The organism is Microterricola viridarii, from assembly GCF_900104895.1.
Taxonomy (GTDB): domain Bacteria; phylum Actinomycetota; class Actinomycetes; order Actinomycetales; family Microbacteriaceae; genus Microterricola; species Microterricola viridarii.
Genome location: NZ_LT629742.1, coordinates 1,558,444 through 1,573,270, shown reverse-complemented (window position 1 = coordinate 1,573,270; position 14,827 = coordinate 1,558,444). Strand labels below are relative to the sequence as shown.

16 protein-coding genes and 1 tRNA gene are annotated in these 14,827 nt (G+C 70.6%); 5 read left to right on the top strand and 12 right to left on the bottom strand.

The annotated features are described in order from the left end of the window. Nucleotides 1-3 precede the first annotated feature (3 nt). From BLT62_RS17850 to BLT62_RS07150, 4 genes are read right to left on the bottom strand one after another with little or no spacing between them, the layout of a single operon-like run. Nucleotides 4-177, bottom strand: coding sequence for a hypothetical protein (locus BLT62_RS17850; protein WP_162842935.1), 174 nt, complete (start codon nt 175-177; stop codon nt 4-6). An 18-nt stretch (nt 178-195) separates the two neighbouring features. After that, entirely contained in the window at nt 196-1,134 is a 939-nt protein-coding gene (locus BLT62_RS07160) for a type II secretion system F family protein (RefSeq protein ID WP_083363434.1), read from the bottom strand. After that, nucleotides 1,131-2,024 carry a type II secretion system F family protein gene (locus BLT62_RS07155; protein ID WP_231919385.1) on the bottom strand — a complete coding sequence of 298 codons (894 nt, stop codon included), beginning with the start codon at nt 2,022-2,024 and terminating at the stop codon, nt 1,131-1,133. Before BLT62_RS07155 ends, BLT62_RS07160 begins: the two co-directional genes overlap by 4 nt. After that, nucleotides 2,021-3,253 (bottom strand): CpaF family protein, encoded by a 1,233-nt coding sequence (locus tag BLT62_RS07150; protein ID WP_083365360.1) that lies wholly within the window; start codon nt 3,251-3,253, stop codon nt 2,021-2,023. The genes BLT62_RS07155 and BLT62_RS07150 overlap by 4 nt, the downstream gene beginning before the upstream one ends. An 81-nt stretch (nt 3,254-3,334) precedes the next feature. Between BLT62_RS07150 and BLT62_RS07145 the strand changes: the two genes are divergently transcribed. Then, nucleotides 3,335-3,419, top strand: a tRNA-Leu gene (locus BLT62_RS07145). Between the two features lie 43 nt (nt 3,420-3,462). Here BLT62_RS07145 and BLT62_RS07140 read toward each other — a convergent pair. Next, the gene (locus tag BLT62_RS07140; RefSeq protein WP_156786271.1) at nt 3,463-3,882 is read right to left on the bottom strand and encodes a hypothetical protein; all 420 of its coding nucleotides are present in this window, start codon (nt 3,880-3,882) and stop codon (nt 3,463-3,465) included. Nucleotides 3,883-4,049: 167 nt separating this feature from the next. Between BLT62_RS07140 and BLT62_RS07135 the strand changes: the two genes are divergently transcribed. From BLT62_RS07135 to BLT62_RS07125, 3 genes are read left to right on the top strand one after another with little or no spacing between them, the layout of a single operon-like run. Further along, complete coding sequence (locus BLT62_RS07135; RefSeq protein WP_172829655.1) at nt 4,050-4,733, top strand: biliverdin-producing heme oxygenase; 684 nt, start codon at nt 4,050-4,052, stop codon at nt 4,731-4,733. 2 nt (nt 4,734-4,735) lie between these two features. Beyond that, nucleotides 4,736-5,407, top strand: coding sequence for a DedA family protein (locus tag BLT62_RS07130; protein ID WP_231919384.1), 672 nt, complete (start codon nt 4,736-4,738; stop codon nt 5,405-5,407). Between the two features lie 55 nt (nt 5,408-5,462). Then, nucleotides 5,463-6,200: a DedA family protein gene (locus BLT62_RS07125; RefSeq protein WP_172829771.1), complete on the top strand. Its 738-nt coding sequence runs from the start codon at nt 5,463-5,465 to the stop codon at nt 6,198-6,200. A gap of 9 nt (nt 6,201-6,209) precedes the next feature. Here the strand turns inward: BLT62_RS07125 and BLT62_RS07120 are convergent, their stop codons facing one another. The 4 genes from BLT62_RS07120 to murI are packed head-to-tail and all read right to left on the bottom strand — an operon-like array spanning nt 6,210 to nt 9,402. Continuing rightward, entirely contained in the window at nt 6,210-7,124 is a 915-nt protein-coding gene (locus BLT62_RS07120) for a cation diffusion facilitator family transporter (RefSeq protein ID WP_083363430.1), read from the bottom strand. Nucleotides 7,125-7,175: 51 nt separating this feature from the next. After that, on the bottom strand, nt 7,176-7,802 hold the full coding sequence (gene rdgB / locus BLT62_RS07115; protein ID WP_083363429.1) for an RdgB/HAM1 family non-canonical purine NTP pyrophosphatase: 627 nt from the start codon (nt 7,800-7,802) through the stop codon (nt 7,176-7,178). Next, nucleotides 7,799-8,569: a ribonuclease PH gene (rph, locus tag BLT62_RS07110; RefSeq protein WP_231919383.1), complete on the bottom strand. Its 771-nt coding sequence runs from the start codon at nt 8,567-8,569 to the stop codon at nt 7,799-7,801. The genes rdgB and rph overlap by 4 nt, the downstream gene beginning before the upstream one ends. Before the next feature lie 8 nt (nt 8,570-8,577). Next, nucleotides 8,578-9,402 (bottom strand): glutamate racemase, encoded by an 825-nt coding sequence (gene murI, locus BLT62_RS07105; protein WP_083365357.1) that lies wholly within the window; start codon nt 9,400-9,402, stop codon nt 8,578-8,580. 28 nt (nt 9,403-9,430) lie between these two features. Here murI and BLT62_RS07100 point away from each other — a divergent pair, with 28 nt between their 5' ends. Next, the gene (locus BLT62_RS07100; RefSeq protein WP_172829654.1) at nt 9,431-10,750 is read left to right on the top strand and encodes a nicotinate phosphoribosyltransferase; all 1,320 of its coding nucleotides are present in this window, start codon (nt 9,431-9,433) and stop codon (nt 10,748-10,750) included. Nucleotides 10,751-11,040: 290 nt separating this feature from the next. Here BLT62_RS07100 and BLT62_RS07095 read toward each other — a convergent pair whose 3' ends face one another. The 3 genes from BLT62_RS07095 to BLT62_RS18100 are packed head-to-tail and all read right to left on the bottom strand — an operon-like array spanning nt 11,041 to nt 14,606. Beyond that, nucleotides 11,041-11,328: a DUF3039 domain-containing protein gene (locus BLT62_RS07095; protein WP_067226682.1), complete on the bottom strand. Its 288-nt coding sequence runs from the start codon at nt 11,326-11,328 to the stop codon at nt 11,041-11,043. 18 nt (nt 11,329-11,346) lie between these two features. Continuing rightward, nucleotides 11,347-12,921 carry a hypothetical protein gene (locus tag BLT62_RS07090; protein WP_231919382.1) on the bottom strand — a complete coding sequence of 525 codons (1,575 nt, stop codon included), beginning with the start codon at nt 12,919-12,921 and terminating at the stop codon, nt 11,347-11,349. Beyond that, nucleotides 12,897-14,606: an ABC transporter ATP-binding protein gene (locus tag BLT62_RS18100; protein ID WP_231919381.1), complete on the bottom strand. Its 1,710-nt coding sequence runs from the start codon at nt 14,604-14,606 to the stop codon at nt 12,897-12,899. Before BLT62_RS18100 ends, BLT62_RS07090 begins: the two co-directional genes overlap by 25 nt. Between the last annotated feature and the right edge of the window lie 221 nt (nt 14,607-14,827).

Here is a 14,827-nt window from a genome sequence, read left to right as displayed (position 1 = left end):
GTGTCAGAAGCTGAGGACGCGCTGGATGGCCTGATCGAAGACCTGCGCAAGCGCCGTGCCGGCCAGGCCCCAGATCAACACCACCAGCCCGGCCGTCATCAGCGAGATCAGAACCCAGCCGGGCACGTCGCCGCGCTCCTCCTCGCGCAGCCGCGCCATTCCTGTGATTCGGGACATGGTTGTCTTCCTTCCTGTTCAGAACCCGGCCTGGAGCACGAGCACCCCAGGGAAGATGGCGAAGATGACGGTGAGCGGCAAGATCAGGAAGATCAGCGGCACCAGCATCAGTACCTCCTTCTTGCCGCCGCTCTCCAACAGCTCCCGCTTGGCGACCCCGCGCGCGTCGCTCGCCTGCGCGCGCAGCACCTCGGCCAGCGGGGTGCCGCGCTCGAGCACCGCGATCATCTGGTCCACACAGCGCGCGAGTGCGGTGATGCGCAGCTCGGCGGCAAGCTCGTGCAGGGCTCGGGTGAGCGGGATGCCGGTGTGCACCCGGGCGACGACGACGCCGAACTCGGCGGCGAGCTCGCCGGAGCTGGCCCGGGAGACACGCGCGAGGGCGTCCTGCAGGCCCTCTCCGGCCGACAGGCTCAACGACAGGAACTCGAGCAGCAGCGGCAGCTCGGCCTCGATCCGGCGCAGCCGCGCCCGAGCACGCCGGCGCAGCACCAGCTCCGGCAGCGCTCCGCCCACGAGGAACGCCGTCGGCGGCAGGGCGACCTGTGCGAGCGGGGACAGCGTGCCGAGGGCCGAGCCGAGGATCGTGACGGTGAGCCCCACGGCCAGGCCGAGCACGGCGGCGAGCAGCTGCTCGGTGCGGAACTGCACCACGCTGCGGCCCGACCCGGCCTGGCGGAGCCGCCGGGCCAACAGCTCGGAGCCGCCGAGCACGTCTCCGAGGACGGCGGCCGCCCGGGCCGCGGCGGGGGCGAACAGCGTGCCGAGCACGGGCAGCGGGTCGACGGTGTGCCGACCTGCCCGCTCCCGCGCGGCTTCCGAGACGTCACTCAGGTACGGCGCGACCCGGTCGATCAGGCGCGCCCGGCGGAGCCGCGGTGTCAGCGCGACGAGCGACCACAGCCCGAGTCCGAGGGTGCAGCCCAACACGAGCGCCCAGCCGCCGGCGGGGCTCATCGGAACCACCGCTGTTCCTCTGGCAGCCGGCCGAGGCGCAGCATGACCCGGTACGCCACGACGGAGAGGAGCAGCCCGCCGAGGATCAGCACCGAGCCGGCCGGGGTGTCATAGGCGCGGGCCGCCTCGGGGCGCGAGGCGAGCAGCATCAGCACGATCCAGGGCGCAGCGACGCCGAGCCGGGCCGCGTTGACGACCCAGCCCTGCCGCGCCCGCAGCTCCGCGCGCACCGCCGCGTCCTCGCGCAGGTAGCCGGCGAGGCTGCGCAGCACACCGGTCAGCTCGGTGCCGCCGACCTCGCGGGCCATCTTCAATGTCTCCAGGATCCGGTCGGCGACGGGGTCGGCGAGCGCGTCCTTCAACCGCTCGACGCTCTGGCCGAAGTTCGCGCTCGACCGGTAGTCGCGCTCGAAATCGGCGAACGGCGCGCGCGTGCTCGGCGGCCCCACCCGGGCGAGGCTGCTCACCGAGTCCGGCAGTGAGAGGCCAGAGCGCACAGCCGAGACCAGATGGTCGACGACATCCGGCCAGACCTCGCGATTCGCGCTGCGGCGGGCCGCCGCCCGCCAGCGCACCAGCACCAGGGGCAGCAGCAGTGCTGCGGCCCCGCACACCATGGCGAGCGCGGTGATGCCGAGGAGGGCCTGGGCGAGCCCGGCGGCGATGACGCCGAGGGCGACGGAGAGCGCGGCGAGGGCGAGCGGCGGCACCCCGCGGAGGCCGGCCTGCGCGAGCAGGCGGGCTGCCGCGGCGCGGGGCCCGGATGCCGCACCGGCCGTGGGCCCCGCCGGCTGCCTGACCCGCCCGGCCGGCCAGAACAGTGGGGCGAGCGCCAACAGCAGCCCGGCCCCGAGCGCGGCCCCGAGCAGCGTGTTCAGCAGCGGGCTCATGCCGGCACCGCCCCGAGCACGACGGCCGGGTCGAACCCGGCCGCGCGAAACTTCTCGAGCTTCGCTGGCTGGACGCCGGGGGCCCAGAGCTCGCCCGCGCGCCGCTCAAACAGGGCCTCCGCCTCGACCTGCCCATCGCGCACCTGCCCCGTCACGGCGAGGACCTCGGCGAGCCGGCGCCGACCGTGCCTGTCCATCTCGCAGTGCACCACGATGTCGACGCAGCTGGCCACCGTCGGCAGCACGAACGAGGAGTCGATGTTGCGCCCAGCCAGCAGCGGCAGCGTGCAGAGCTTGACCAGGGCGTCCCGCCCGGAGTTGGCGTGGATCGAGCAGGCGCCGGGCACTCCGCTGTTCAGGGCGATGAGCAGGTCGAGGCTCTCCGCCTCGCGCACCTCCCCGACGACGAGCCGGTCCGGCCGCATCCGCAGCGCCTCCTTGATCAGCCGGCGCAGCGTGATCTCGCCGGTGCCCTCCAGGCTGGGCTGCCTGCACTGCATGGCGACCACGTCCCGGGCGCGGAGGTCGAGCTCGAAGGTCTCCTCGACGGTCACGATCCGCTCGCGCTCCCTGGCCGCCCCGATCAACGCGTTCAGCATCGTCGTCTTGCCGGCCTGCGTCGCCCCGGAGACGAGGATGTTCTGCCCGGCCAGCACGCACATGCGCAGGAACTCGGCCGCCTGCCGGTTGAGCGAGCCGGCGGCGACCAGCTGGTTGAGGCTGCGGATGCGGCGGCTGAACTTGCGGATGTTCAGCGACCAGAACCGGGCCGTGACGTCGGGGATGACGACGTGCAACCGGCTGCCGTCCGGCAGGGAGGCGTCGACGAACGGCGAGCTCAGGTCGACCCGTCGCCCAGAGCTCTGCAGCATCCGCTCGACCAGCTCCCGCACCTCCCGCTCCGCCAACACCGTGGTGGTCAGCTCCGGCACGCCGGCCCTGGCCACGAAGACGCGGGTCGGCGAGTTCACCCACACCTCTTCAATCTCCGGGTCGTCGAGGTAGGGCTGCAGCGCGCCGAACCCGGTCAGCGAGGCGACGGCCTCGCGCGCGGCCTGCTCCTCGTCGTGGATGAGCGGCAGCGCACTGCCGAGGGCCCGCTCGCTGTAACGCTGCACCTCATCGCGCACATAACTCTCGGCGAGGGCCGCATCGGCGGCCAGATCGACGCTCTCCCGACGCACGCGCAACCGCACCTGCTCGGTGATCATGCGCACGGCGTCGCTCATGCCGACCATGATGCTCCATTTGCCCCGGCCGCGCAGAAGTTATCCACAGGCCCCTCTTCCACCTAAGCTGGGGAGGCACTCGCGGGAGTGGTGAAATTGGCAGACACGCAGGATTTAGGTTCCTGTGCTTTCGAGCGTGAGGGTTCAAGTCCCTTCTCCCGCACCACCGGTCGGCGCGGACAGCGTCGGCCCCGGCCAGCCGTGGCGCACTACCCGCAGGCGGCCTTGACCGCACTGGCGGCGTCCTGGATCGCCGTTTGCTGGTCGACGATCGCGGCGGCGTCAATCTCGCCGGCCTCGTTCGTCGGCAGGCCGGCGACGAACGCGGACGCCTCGGCAATCTTCTCGTCGACGGCCGTCAGGGCATCGGCGACGGCGGCGTTGTCTGCGCTCTCGGCCAGCGCCAGGATGCGCTCGCTGTAGCCCTTGAGCTTGGCCTCGATCTCGCTCGGCGTGCCCGCCGCGGCCAGCGTGTTTTGCGCGCCGTTCGCGATATCGCGCGTCGCGGATTGCACGGCCGCGCAGGCGTCGGCGCTCGGCGTCGGGCTCGCACCCCCGCCAGTGGCGCAGCCGGAGAGCAGGAGCGCACCCGCCAGGGCGACCACGGCGGCTGTTCTGGATCCTCGCATTTCGTCTTCCCCGATCGTGATACCCCACGTTCGAGGGGCACAAACAACTGTGCGCCCCCTTTCGACCGATGTAAATGGCGCGATTCGGGCAATCCGCACCCCTCCGCCCACATCGGAGTCCCGGAAATCTGTCAGCAATCACCACACTCGTTCGGTATTGTGTAGGTATGCCTAAGCTAATCTCGCCCGAGTCGCACGCCTCTGAAACCGTCGTCTCAGAGGACCCGCTCGCCTTGGGAGCGCGCCTGCGCACCGAGACGCACGATCAGCACCGCTCCACCGAGTCGCGCACCTTCATCGTGCAGCTGATGAAGGGCGAGCTCTCGCTGGCCGACTACACCCGCTACCTGGCGCAGATGGCCTGGGTCTACGAGGCCCTCGAGTCGCGCACCCCCAGCGAATCCGATTTCGCGATCTACGACGTGCGCCTGAACCGCCTCGCCGAGATCGAGAGCGACCTCGTCGCCCTCGGCGCAGCCGACTGGCGCAGCAGCCACCCGGCCCTGCCCTCCACGCAGCGCTACGCCGACCGCCTGCGCGAGCTCGTCGCCACCGACTCCCCGCGCTACGTCGCCCACCACTACACCCGCTACCTCGGCGACCTCTCCGGCGGCCAGGCCATCTCGCGCCTCGTGGCCCGGCACTACGCCGCCACCGACGAGCAGCTCGCCTTCTACCGTTTCGACGGCATCGAGAACCACGTGCACTTCAAGCGCGAGTACCGCGAGCAGCTCGACGCCCTCCCGCTGAGCGAAGAGGAGTCGGCAGCCGTCGTCGAGGAGGCGCTGGCCGCCTTCGAGTTCAACGGCGCGCTGTTCGACGAGCTGCAGACGCCCGCCGTCGCCGCGTAGTCGTGCATATCACCACCAGCGTCAGCGATGACCTCGTCGGACTGCTGGGTGATGTCGGCGCGATCGTCTTCTACCTCATCGTCTGGGGACTGGTCTTTGCCGGCACCGCCCTGTTCTTCGGGATCTTCGTCCCCTTCGTCACCGGCGACTCGCTCCTCTTCGCCGCTGGCCTGATCGCCGCGAGCGCATCCGGGGTCGACATCTGGGTGCTCACGATCGGCGTCGGCATCGCCGCGTTCCTCGGCGACCAGGTCGGCTTCCTGCTCGGACGCCGGTTCGGCAGGCCCTACCTCGACAAACGCGGCGGCGCCCGCACGCAGAAGGCCATCGCGAAGACCGAGTGGTTCTACCACACCTTCGGTTGGTGGTCGGTTGTGATCGCCCGGTTCGTGCCGTGGGGTCGTGTGTTCATCCCCGTCATCGCCGGCGTCGGCCGGATGGCGTATCTGCGCTTCGTCACCGCCAACCTCGTCGGCGCGCTGGCCTGGGGCGTCGGAATCACGCTGATCGGCTACTTCGCCGCATCCATCCCCGCGGTGAAGGCCGGCTCCTACGTGATCGCGGGCATCGTCATCACCGCCTCCATCGTCGCCGGCATCCGCGCTTGGCGGATTGACAAAGCGGAGCGCGCCGCAGCCGCTGCGACGCCGGGAACATCTACATCCGAGGGATGATCTTGGCCAGCGGACCGGTTGGTGCACCCCTCGGAAAGCTAGACTTCACCTCGTGATCCATACCGCTCTCATCCCCTGGCTCGACCCTGAGGTCATCATTTCCTCGGCCGGACCGTGGGCGTTGCTCGTGGTGTGCGCGATCGTCTTCTCCGAGACGGGCCTCCTGGTCGGCTTCCTGCTTCCCGGGGACACGCTGCTCGTCATCTCCGGCCTGCTCACCCACACGTCGCTCGTGTTCGGCGTGGAGATCTGGTGGGTCTGCCTCGCGATCAGTTTTGCCGCGTTCCTCGGCGGCGAGGTCGGCTATCTGATCGGTCACAAGCTCGGCCCGAAGGTATTCGAGCGCAAGGAGTCCGGGCTGTTCAGCGTCGAGAACGTGCGCAGGACCAACGCATTCTTCGACCGTTTCGGCGCCCTGGCGATCGTCCTGGCCCGCTTCGTGCCGATCGTGCGCACCTTCGCCCCCGTCGCGGCCGGCGTCGGCCACATGAACTACAAGAAGTACTCGCTCTACAACGCCATCGGCGCGCTGATCTGGGGCGCCGGCCTGACCTACTTCGGCTTCCTGCTCGGCTACATCCCGCCGATCGCCAACTTCGTGCAGTCCTACATCGACCTGATCCTGCTCGGTGCGGTGACGATCACCCTGATCCCGACCGTCTGGCACTACATCAGCTCCTCGGTCAAGGCCAAGCGCTCGACGGCCGCCGGCGCGGACAAGATCACGGATGCCGAAGAGGCCGCCGCGCTGGCGCTCGACCCCGAGCTGCTGAACGGCAAGGACCCGGCCTAGGCAGCGCAGCTAGGCGTGCGAGTGGTCCTCGTGCGCCGCGTGGGTGGCCGGCTCCAGCTGGAAGGTTGAGTGGGCCACGTCGAAGTGTTCCTCGAGGCACTCGCTGAGCTCGTCGAGCAGGCAGCCTCCGGCATCCCCGCTCAGCACCTCCGGCTCCACCACCACGTGGGCGCTGAACACATGGCTGCCCGTCGTGATCGCCCAGACGTGCACGTCGTGCACGTCGACGACGCCGGGCGTGCGCAGGATGTGCGCGCGGATCTCGGCCACGTTGGTGTCGGCCGGCACGGCCTGGCTGAGCACGCGCAGCACGTCCCGGAGCAGCGAGAAGGCGCGTGGCGCGATCATGACGGCGATCGCCAGGGAGGCGATGGCGTCGGCCTTCTCGAAGCCGGTCGTCATGATCACGACGGCGGCGATGATGACGGCGACGGAGCCGAGCATGTCGCCGAACACCTCCAGGTAGGCGCCGCGCATGTTGATCGAGTCCTTCGCTCCCCCGCGCAGCACGAACATCGCGGCGATGTTGGCGGCCAGCCCGAGCACCGCGACCAGCAGCATGGTCCCGCCCTGCACCTCCGGCCCGCCCGGCTCGATGAGCCGGCGGATGCCCTCGATGCTCACCCCGACGGCGACGACGGTGAGCACGACGCCGTTGAACAGCGCGGCGAACACCTCGGCCCGCTGGTAGCCGTAGGTCTGCCGGTCATTCGCCGGCCGGGCCGCGATCACCGTCGCGACGAGGGCGATGATCAGGCCGGTGAGGTCGGAGAACATGTGGCCGGCGTCGGCCAGCAGCGAGAGCGAGCCGCTGAGCAGGGCGCCGACGACCTCGACGAGCAGGAACGCGCCGATGATGCCGATCGCGACGAGCAGCCTGGTGCGGTTCGTCGAGCGATCGGCGTGGCTGTGGTCGTGTCCCATGTGCTCCACGCTAGGCGGGCGCGCGAGCGCCACGCCAGCGCGTATGCCTAGTTAGGAATGAGTGCCATTCTCAATAGCTTGCAGCAGCACGGGGATCAGCGCGGCGACCGCCCTGGCCCGGTGGCTGGTGGCGTTCTTGACCTCCGGCGCGAGCTCGGCGGCCGTCAGCTCCGAGCCCTCCGGGATGAAGATCGGGTCGTAGCCGAAGCCGTGCGCGCCGGACACCTCGGTGGCCAGGGTGCCCGGCCAGACGCCGGATGCCACATGCTCGAACGCCCCGGCGCCGTCCTCGTTCCCGGGGATGACGAGTGCGATGGCGCAGTGGAAGGCTGCGGCGCGGTTCGGCGCGCGCATGTCGGACAGCTGGTCCAGCAGCAGCTGCGTGTTGGCGAGGCTGTCGCCGTGCCCACCCGCCCAGCGGGCGGAGAAGATGCCCGGCGCGCCGCCCATCACGTCGACGCTGATGCCGGAGTCGTCGGCGAGGGCGATCAGGCCGGTGTGGCTGGCCGCCGTCCGCGCCTTGATGAGCGCGTTCGCGGCGAAGGTGGTGCCGTCCTCGACGGGCTCCGGCCCGTCGTAGGCGTGCACGACGGCATCCGGCAACACCTCGGCGAGGATCCGCTGGAACTCCTCCACCTTGTGCTGGTTGTGCGTGGCGAGCACGAACTCGATGCTCATGCGCGCGCGGCCTCGAGCGAGGTCGCCAGCGCGGCGGTCTGCAGCGCGGTGAGCGTCGCGGCGCCGCCGACGGCGAGGTCGAGCAGCGCGTCCAGCTCGCGGCGGTCGAAGGGGGCGGCCTCGGCCGTTCCCTGCACCTCGACGAAGAGCCCGCGGCCCGTGACGACGACGTTCATGTCGGTCTCCGCGCGGACGTCCTCGGTGTATGCCAGATCGAGCATGGGCTCGCCGTCAATGATGCCGACGGAGACGGCGGCGACGCTGTCGATGAGCGGCTGCGCCTTCTGGGCGAGGAACTTCTTGCCGCGGCCCCACTCGAGGGCGTCGGCGAGGGCGACGTAGGCGCCGGTGATCGCGGCGGTGCGGGTGCCGCCGTCGGCCTGCAGCACGTCGCAGTCGATGACGATGGTGTTCTCGCCGAGGGCCTTCATGTCGACGACGGCGCGGAGGCTCCGGCCGATCAGCCGGCTGATCTCGTGGGTGCGGCCGCCGATCTTGCCCTTGACCGACTCGCGGTCCATGCGCGAGTTCGTGCTGCGCGGCAGCATCGAGTACTCGGCGGTGACCCAGCCCTTGCCCTTGCCGGCCATCCAGCGGGGCACGCCGTTGGTGAACGAGGCGGTGCAGAGAACCTTGGTGCGGCCGAACGAGATCAGCGCGCTGCCCTCGGCCTGATCGCTCCAGCCGCGCTCGATCGTGACGGGGCGCAGGTCGCTGACGGATCGGCCGTCGACGCGGACGAGGTCGGAGCTGTTCAGAGTGGTCACGGTGTCTCCTAGTGGGTTTTCGCGCTGGTGGCGGGGGGAACGCTGGTGAGCTCGACGGTCGAGATGTCGGGCCCGATGAGGCGGTGGGCGAGGTCGAGGAAGGCGCTGGTGCTCTCGCCTGTCGCCTCGTAGCGGTAGCTGGGGGCGCCGGGGGCCGTGCGCTCGAGGCCCTGGCCGACGAGGGTGCGGTAGACGTCTTTGGCGGTCTCGGTGTCGCTGGAGACGAGCGTGACGTCCTCGCCCATCACATAGCTGATGGCGCCCTTGAGGAACGGGTAGTGGGTGCAGCCGAGCACGAGGGTGTCGACATCCGCCGCCTTCAACGGGGCGAGGTACTCCTCCGCCGTCGCGAGCACCTCGGCGCCGGTGGTCACGCCGGACTCCACGAACTCCACGAAGCGCGGGCAGGCCTGGCTGAACAGCTCGAGGGTGGGTGCCGCGGCGAAGGCGTCGTTGTAGGCGCGGGACGCGATGGTCCCCGCCGTGCCGATGACGCCGACCCGGTTGTTGCGGGTGCTGACGACGGCGCGGCGCACGGCCGGCTGGATCACCTCGATCACGGGCACGCTGTAGCGCTCCCTGGCGTCGCGGAGCATCGCGGAGGAGGCGGTGTTGCAGGCGATGACGAGCATCTTCACGCCCTGGTCGACCAGATCGTCGAGCACCTCGAGGGCGTAGCCGCGCACGGCGGCGATCTTCTTCGGGCCGTACGGCGAGTGGGCGAGGTCACCGATGTAGAGAATCGACTCGTTCGGCAGTTGATCCTTCACGGCCCGGGCGACGGTCAAACCGCCAACGCCGGAGTCGAAGATCCCAATCGGTGCATCAGTCACGTCAATCAACCCTACTAGGCTGGCCTGCGTGACCAGCTCCGCACTCCTGACTGACCGCTACGAACTCACCATGGTCGATGCGGCCATGCAGAGCGGAACCGCCGACAGGGCCTGCCTGTTCGAGGCGTTCGCCCGCCGGCTGCCGAACGGGCGCCGCTACGGCATCGTCGCCGGCACCGGCCGCCTGCTGGAGCTGATCCAGGCATTCCGCTTCGAGGATGCCGAGCTCGACTGGCTCCGCGACAACAACGTGGTGCGCCAGGGCACCCTGGATTGGCTCGCCGACTACCGCTTCAGCGGCGAGATCTGGGGCTACCGGGAGGGCGAGGTGTACTTCCCCGGCTCTCCCCTGCTGACCGTGGAGTCGAGCTTCGCCGAGGGCGTCATCCTCGAGACGCTGATCCTCAGCGTGCTGAACTACGACACCTCGGTGGCCAGCGCCGCCGCCCGCATGGTCTCCGTCGCCCTCGGCCGCCCGATCGCCGAGATGGGCTCGCGCCGCACCGGCGAGCAGTCCGCCGTCGCGGCGGCCCGCGCCGCCTACATCGCCGGCTTCGACGCGACCAGCAACCTGGAGGCCGGCCGCCGCTGGGGCCTGCCGACGATGGGCACCGCCGCGCACTCCTTCACCCTGCTGCACGACAGCGAGGAGGACGCCTTCCGCGCCCAGGTGGCGGCATTCGGTCCCGGGACCACCCTCCTGGTGGACACCTACGACATCCACGCGGGCGTGGAGCTGGCCGTCGCCGTCGCCGGCACCGGGCTCGGCGCCGTGCGCATCGACTCGGGCGACCTGCCGACGGTGGTGGCCGCCGTGCGCGAGCAGCTGGACAGCCTCGGCGCCGTCAACACGCGCATCACCGTCACCAGCGACCTCGACGAGCACACCATCGCGGGCCTCTCCGGCTCCCCCGTCGACGGTTACGGCGTCGGCACCTCGGTCGTCACCGGCTCGGGCGCGCCGGCGGCCGGCATGGTCTACAAGCTCGTCGCGCACAAGGGCGACCAGGGCGAGGACTGGATCCCGGTGGCCAAGGCCAGCGCCCAGAAGGTGAGCGTCGGTGGCCGCAAGCGCGCCTTCCGGCGGCTGGATGCCACCCGCACCGCGCGCGAGGAGATCGTCGACGTGCAGGGCAGCGGCGTCGACACCCCGGCCGGTGCGCCGGGCGAGAACCAGCGCGAGCTGCTGGTGCAGCTCGTGCACAACGGCGTTCCGGAGGAGCGCTACCTCGGCCACGCGGGCACGCTGCTGGCCCGCGAGCACCGCGCCGCCGTGATGCAGGAGCTGCCGATCCAGGCATTCCGCCTCGGGCAGGGCGACCCCGTCATCCCCACCGTCTTCCGCTAGGCCCCCCTGGGCCGCGCGCCCCGCCCCGCGGGCGCCACCCCGCGGCGCCCGCGCCCTGCGCCACTTGGTCGGCCTCCGCGCCGCATCCTCTGGCGCGCAGGCCGACGAAGTGGCGCAGCGCGCTCCATTCCGCGCCAGGACCCCCCAGGGCGCCACGGCGTGGCCGCGGTGAGCCGGGCGGGGGCAGCCAGCCGGTCGGCGCCCGCGCCGTGCGCCAGTTGGTCGGCATCCGAGCCACATCAGGTGGTGCGGATGCCGACGAAGTGGCGCAGTGCGAGGAAGCGCGTGACCTATTCGGACTTCATCTTCTCGTAGATCTCTTTGCAGCTCGGGCAGACGGGGAACTTCTCCGGGTCGCGGCCCGGGGTCCACTTCTTGCCGCAGAGCGCCCGGACGGGCTTGCCGGTCAGCGCCGACTGCAGGATCTTCTCCTTCTTCACGTAGTGCGAGAAGCGCTCGTGGTCGCCGGGCTCGATCGACTCCTGGTTGAGCAGCTCTTCGAGCTCTCGGTCGAGGGTGGACGTTCCGCCGCCGGGCATTCCCGGGTCGGCGATGCTGGCGCGAAAGAGTTCAGACATGGTTCCAGAATACCGCCGCTAGGCGCGCAGCGCGGCGGCCAACAGTTCCGGCCCGCGCCGGTCGAAGGTGCGCGCCCCCGCCGCGACGCCGACGATCAGCGCAACGACGCCGATGCCGCATCCGGCGATGAGCGAGGCGACGTGCCACTCCGGGTTGTCGGTGAGGCCGAGAACCGCGAACGCGACGGCGGGCGCCGCGAGCAGCAGCGTGCCGAACAGGGTGAGTGACTGCACCAGCGCCGCCGCGCTGCCCGAGGACTGCGGCGCGGCGAAGGGGCTGTCGCCCGGCTTGGTGACCGGGTAGGGGAAGCGGGCCGAGGTGTAGCTGCCGAAGCCGAGGCCGCCGAGGAACAGGCAGGTGCTGACGCCGAGCAGCGATGGCATCACGGACCAGTCCTTGTGCAGCATCATGCTGACACCGGTGCCGAGGCCGATCACGATGATGCCCAGCACCAGGGCGGGCACCAGCCGGCCGAGCCGGTCGGCGAGCCCCTTGGTGCCGGAGGTGACGTGCAGCCAGATGGCCGTGCTGTCGTAGGCGACATCGTTGTGGATGGTCCAGCCGAGGAAGAGGCTCATCACCGGGACGGGCAGCAGTGCCAGATACCCGTCGCCCACGCCGCCGACGCTGAGCGAGAGGATCAGGATGACGGGGAGCACGGGGATCATCAACAGCGACACCCAGTAGCGGGCGTCCCGCGTCCAGTACGTGATGCTGCGGGCGGCGATCGCCCCGCTCGGCGTGTGCGGCAGCCGGTCGAACCAGCCGATGCCGTGGTACGCCTTGCTCGGCGCCTCGCGACTGGGGGTGACGAGCATCTTGGCGACGAGAGCCTGCCAGGCCAGCCAGAGCAGCCAGAGCGTGGCACCGGCGATGAGCAGTTTGAGCAGCGCCTGCCCCCACTCACCGTTGGCAGCATCGCCCGGGATCGCCCAGACGGCGCCGAGCGGCGTCCAGCTGAGGGCGTCCGCGAGCGCGGAGAACACGGCGGAGCCGTCCTCGGCCCAGTCGACGTTGCCCAGCAGGATGGCGACCGGGGAGATCATCACGATGGCGAACAGCCCGATCACGCCGGTGAACTCGCGGGAGCGGCGGGTCGCGAGCAGGAAGGAGGCGATCGAGGTGGTGACCCGTGCCAGCAGCACGCAGGTGGCCAGGGCGAGCACGGCGGCGATGAGGGCCAGCAGCGTCTCGCCGAAGCCGCGGGTCCACGTGACGATGTACCCGACGAGCACGATCGCCAGGCTGAGCGCCGGCACGCCGATGAGGGCGCTGAGCGCGAGCCCGAGCGAGAGCGAGCGGTTCGGCATCCCGAACAGCGCGAAGGAGCGCGGGTCCATGGTGTCGTCGACGCCGAAGATCAGCGGGATGACGAGGAAGCCGAGCACGATGAGCGAGCCGCCGAGCACGATGATGTCGCGGATCGGCTCGGTCGACGGCGCGAAGCGCAGGGCGATGAGGGCGGCAGAGAGGAACACGGCGAGGCCGAGTCCGTAGACCAGCCCGATGATCATGCCCACGAGCTGCCAGGGGCTACGCCGGAACAGGTTGCCCAGCAGTCGGAGCTTTAGTCCGAGAAACTGTGCAACCATTCCATCCCCTCCGCTGCCTTGCGTCCGCCGGCGAGCTCGACGAAGCGCTCCTCGAGCGTCGCCTTCCCCCGCACCTCGTCGAGTGTTCCGGATGCCAGCACCTCTCCGTGCACGATGATCGCGACGCTGTCGCAGACGCGCTCGATGAGGTCCATGCCGTGGCTGGAGAGCACGACGGTGCCGCCCGCCGCCACGTACTTCTGCAGGATCTCGGTGAGGTTCGCGGCGGAGACGGGGTCGACGGCCTCGAACGGCTCGTCGAGAACGAGCAGGCGCGGCGAGTGGATCATGGCGCAGGCCAGCGCGATCTTCTTCGTCATGCCGGCCGAGTAGTCGGCGACGAGGCGGTTCAGGGCGTCCTCGAGGCCGAAGGCCGCCGCCAGGTCTGCGGAGCGCTCCCGCACCGAGGCGTTGTCGAGCCCGCGCAGGATTCCCGAGTAGTAGAGCAGTTGGGCACCGGTGAGCCGGTCGAAGAGACGCAACCGGTCGGGCAGAACGCCGATCGCGCGCTTCGCGGCGGCGGGGTTGGCCCAGACGTCGATGCCGTTCACCTGGATGCTGCCGGAATCCGGGCGCAGCAATCCGGTGACCATGGAGAGCGTCGTGGTCTTGCCTGCGCCGTTCGGCCCGACGATTCCGAAGAAGGAGCCGGTGCGCACGGCGAGCTCGATGTTGTCGACGGCCCGCATCTCGCCGAACTGCTTGCTCAGCGCGTTGATCTGCAGCACGACGGGGGCGTCGGATGCCGGGGCGATGGCCGCCGGGCGCCTAGCGCCCTTCTTCTTCTTCGCGGCCGGGGCGGGCTTGCGCGCGTCGGGCTCCTCCGCGCGCTCGGCGGCCACGGCAACGACGGCGACCTCTGCGACGACGGCCGGGACTTCGAGGGCGGGCGCGTCAGCTGCGGCAGGCGCAGCGTCAGCGGTGGCGGGCGCGTCAGCGGTGGCGGGCGCAGCGGCGGGAGTGTCAGCTGCGGGTGACTCTGGTGCGGGGATCGCGACTGCGGGCACCTCGACCGCGCTCGCCGTCGCGGACAGCTTGGCCGTCTGGGCGATGGTGGGGTGGCCGTCGTCCACGATTTCGGCGGCGGAGGCCGGCTGCGGGTGCGCCTGCTCGGCCAGCGCCTGCTCGGCCAGCGCCTGCTCGGCCAGTGCCGCCTGGGCCGCGGCCTTCACGGCGCTTGCCCGAGCGGCACTCGTCTTGGCCGTCGTCGCCTTCACCGCGGCGGACTTCGCTGCCCCCTTCGAGGCGGCGGAGCTTTTCGCGGCGGTCGCGCTGGCGCCGGCCTTGGCCGCCGTCGCCTTCTTCGTCGTGCTCGCGGTCGTGGCGGCGCCGCTCTTCTTCGCGGCTGCGCTCGACTTGGCCGCCGTGCTCTTGGCCGCCGTCGTCTTCGCAGCGGTCGTCTTCGCGGCGGTCGTCTTGGCCGCAGCCGTCTTGGCCGCAGCCGTCTTGGCGGCAGTGGTCTTGGCCGGCGCGGTCTTGGCGGCAGGCTTCGCGGCCGCGGTCGTCTTCGTCGCAGCGGGGGCCTTGGCCGGCGTGGCCTTCGCGGTGTCCACCTGGGTGGCAGCGGTCTTGCTGGCGGGCTTCGCGGCCGTCGGGGTTCGCGGAGCGCGCGCCTTCGGCGCGGATGCCCCCTGGGCCGGTTCGATGGGGGTGGAGTCAGTGGCGTCGTGCTGCAGAGAAGTCACTCAGCAAAGCTACCAAAGTCGTCGCCTCCAAGCGGTGCCGCCGAGCGACATGCCGGGGATTCAAGCCTGTGAAAGTCCCGAGCGGCACATAACGAAGTGGATACTTTCCACGCCTCTCGGCATCCCCCGAGAGGGTGTCACGGTAGAATTCCGGAAGGCATAATGGCGTGTCTTGACGTAAACGTACGGGCGAACCCGAGGTGAACAGTGCGCGAGCTCGA

Bases quoted from the DNA above. Each gene is read 5' to 3' on its own strand.
- BLT62_RS17850 (WP_162842935.1), bottom strand. From the start codon at position 177: ATGTCCCGAATCACAGGAATGGCGCGGCTGCGCGAGGAGGAGCGCGGC.
- BLT62_RS07160 (WP_083363434.1), bottom strand. From the start codon at position 1,134: ATGAGCCCCGCCGGCGGCTGGGCGCTCGTGTTGGGCTGCACCCTCGGA.
- BLT62_RS07155 (WP_231919385.1), bottom strand. From the start codon at position 2,024: ATGAGCCCGCTGCTGAACACGCTGCTCGGGGCCGCGCTCGGGGCCGGG.
- BLT62_RS07150 (WP_083365360.1), bottom strand. From the start codon at position 3,253: ATGAGCGACGCCGTGCGCATGATCACCGAGCAGGTGCGGTTGCGCGTG.
- BLT62_RS07140 (WP_156786271.1), bottom strand. From the start codon at position 3,882: ATGCGAGGATCCAGAACAGCCGCCGTGGTCGCCCTGGCGGGTGCGCTC.
- BLT62_RS07135 (WP_172829655.1), top strand. From the start codon at position 4,050: ATGCCTAAGCTAATCTCGCCCGAGTCGCACGCCTCTGAAACCGTCGTC.
- BLT62_RS07120 (WP_083363430.1), bottom strand. From the start codon at position 7,124: ATGGGACACGACCACAGCCACGCCGATCGCTCGACGAACCGCACCAGG.
- rdgB (WP_083363429.1), bottom strand. From the start codon at position 7,802: ATGAGCATCGAGTTCGTGCTCGCCACGCACAACCAGCACAAGGTGGAG.
- BLT62_RS07095 (WP_067226682.1), bottom strand. From the start codon at position 11,328: ATGTCTGAACTCTTTCGCGCCAGCATCGCCGACCCGGGAATGCCCGGC.
- BLT62_RS07090 (WP_231919382.1), bottom strand. From the start codon at position 12,921: ATGGTTGCACAGTTTCTCGGACTAAAGCTCCGACTGCTGGGCAACCTG.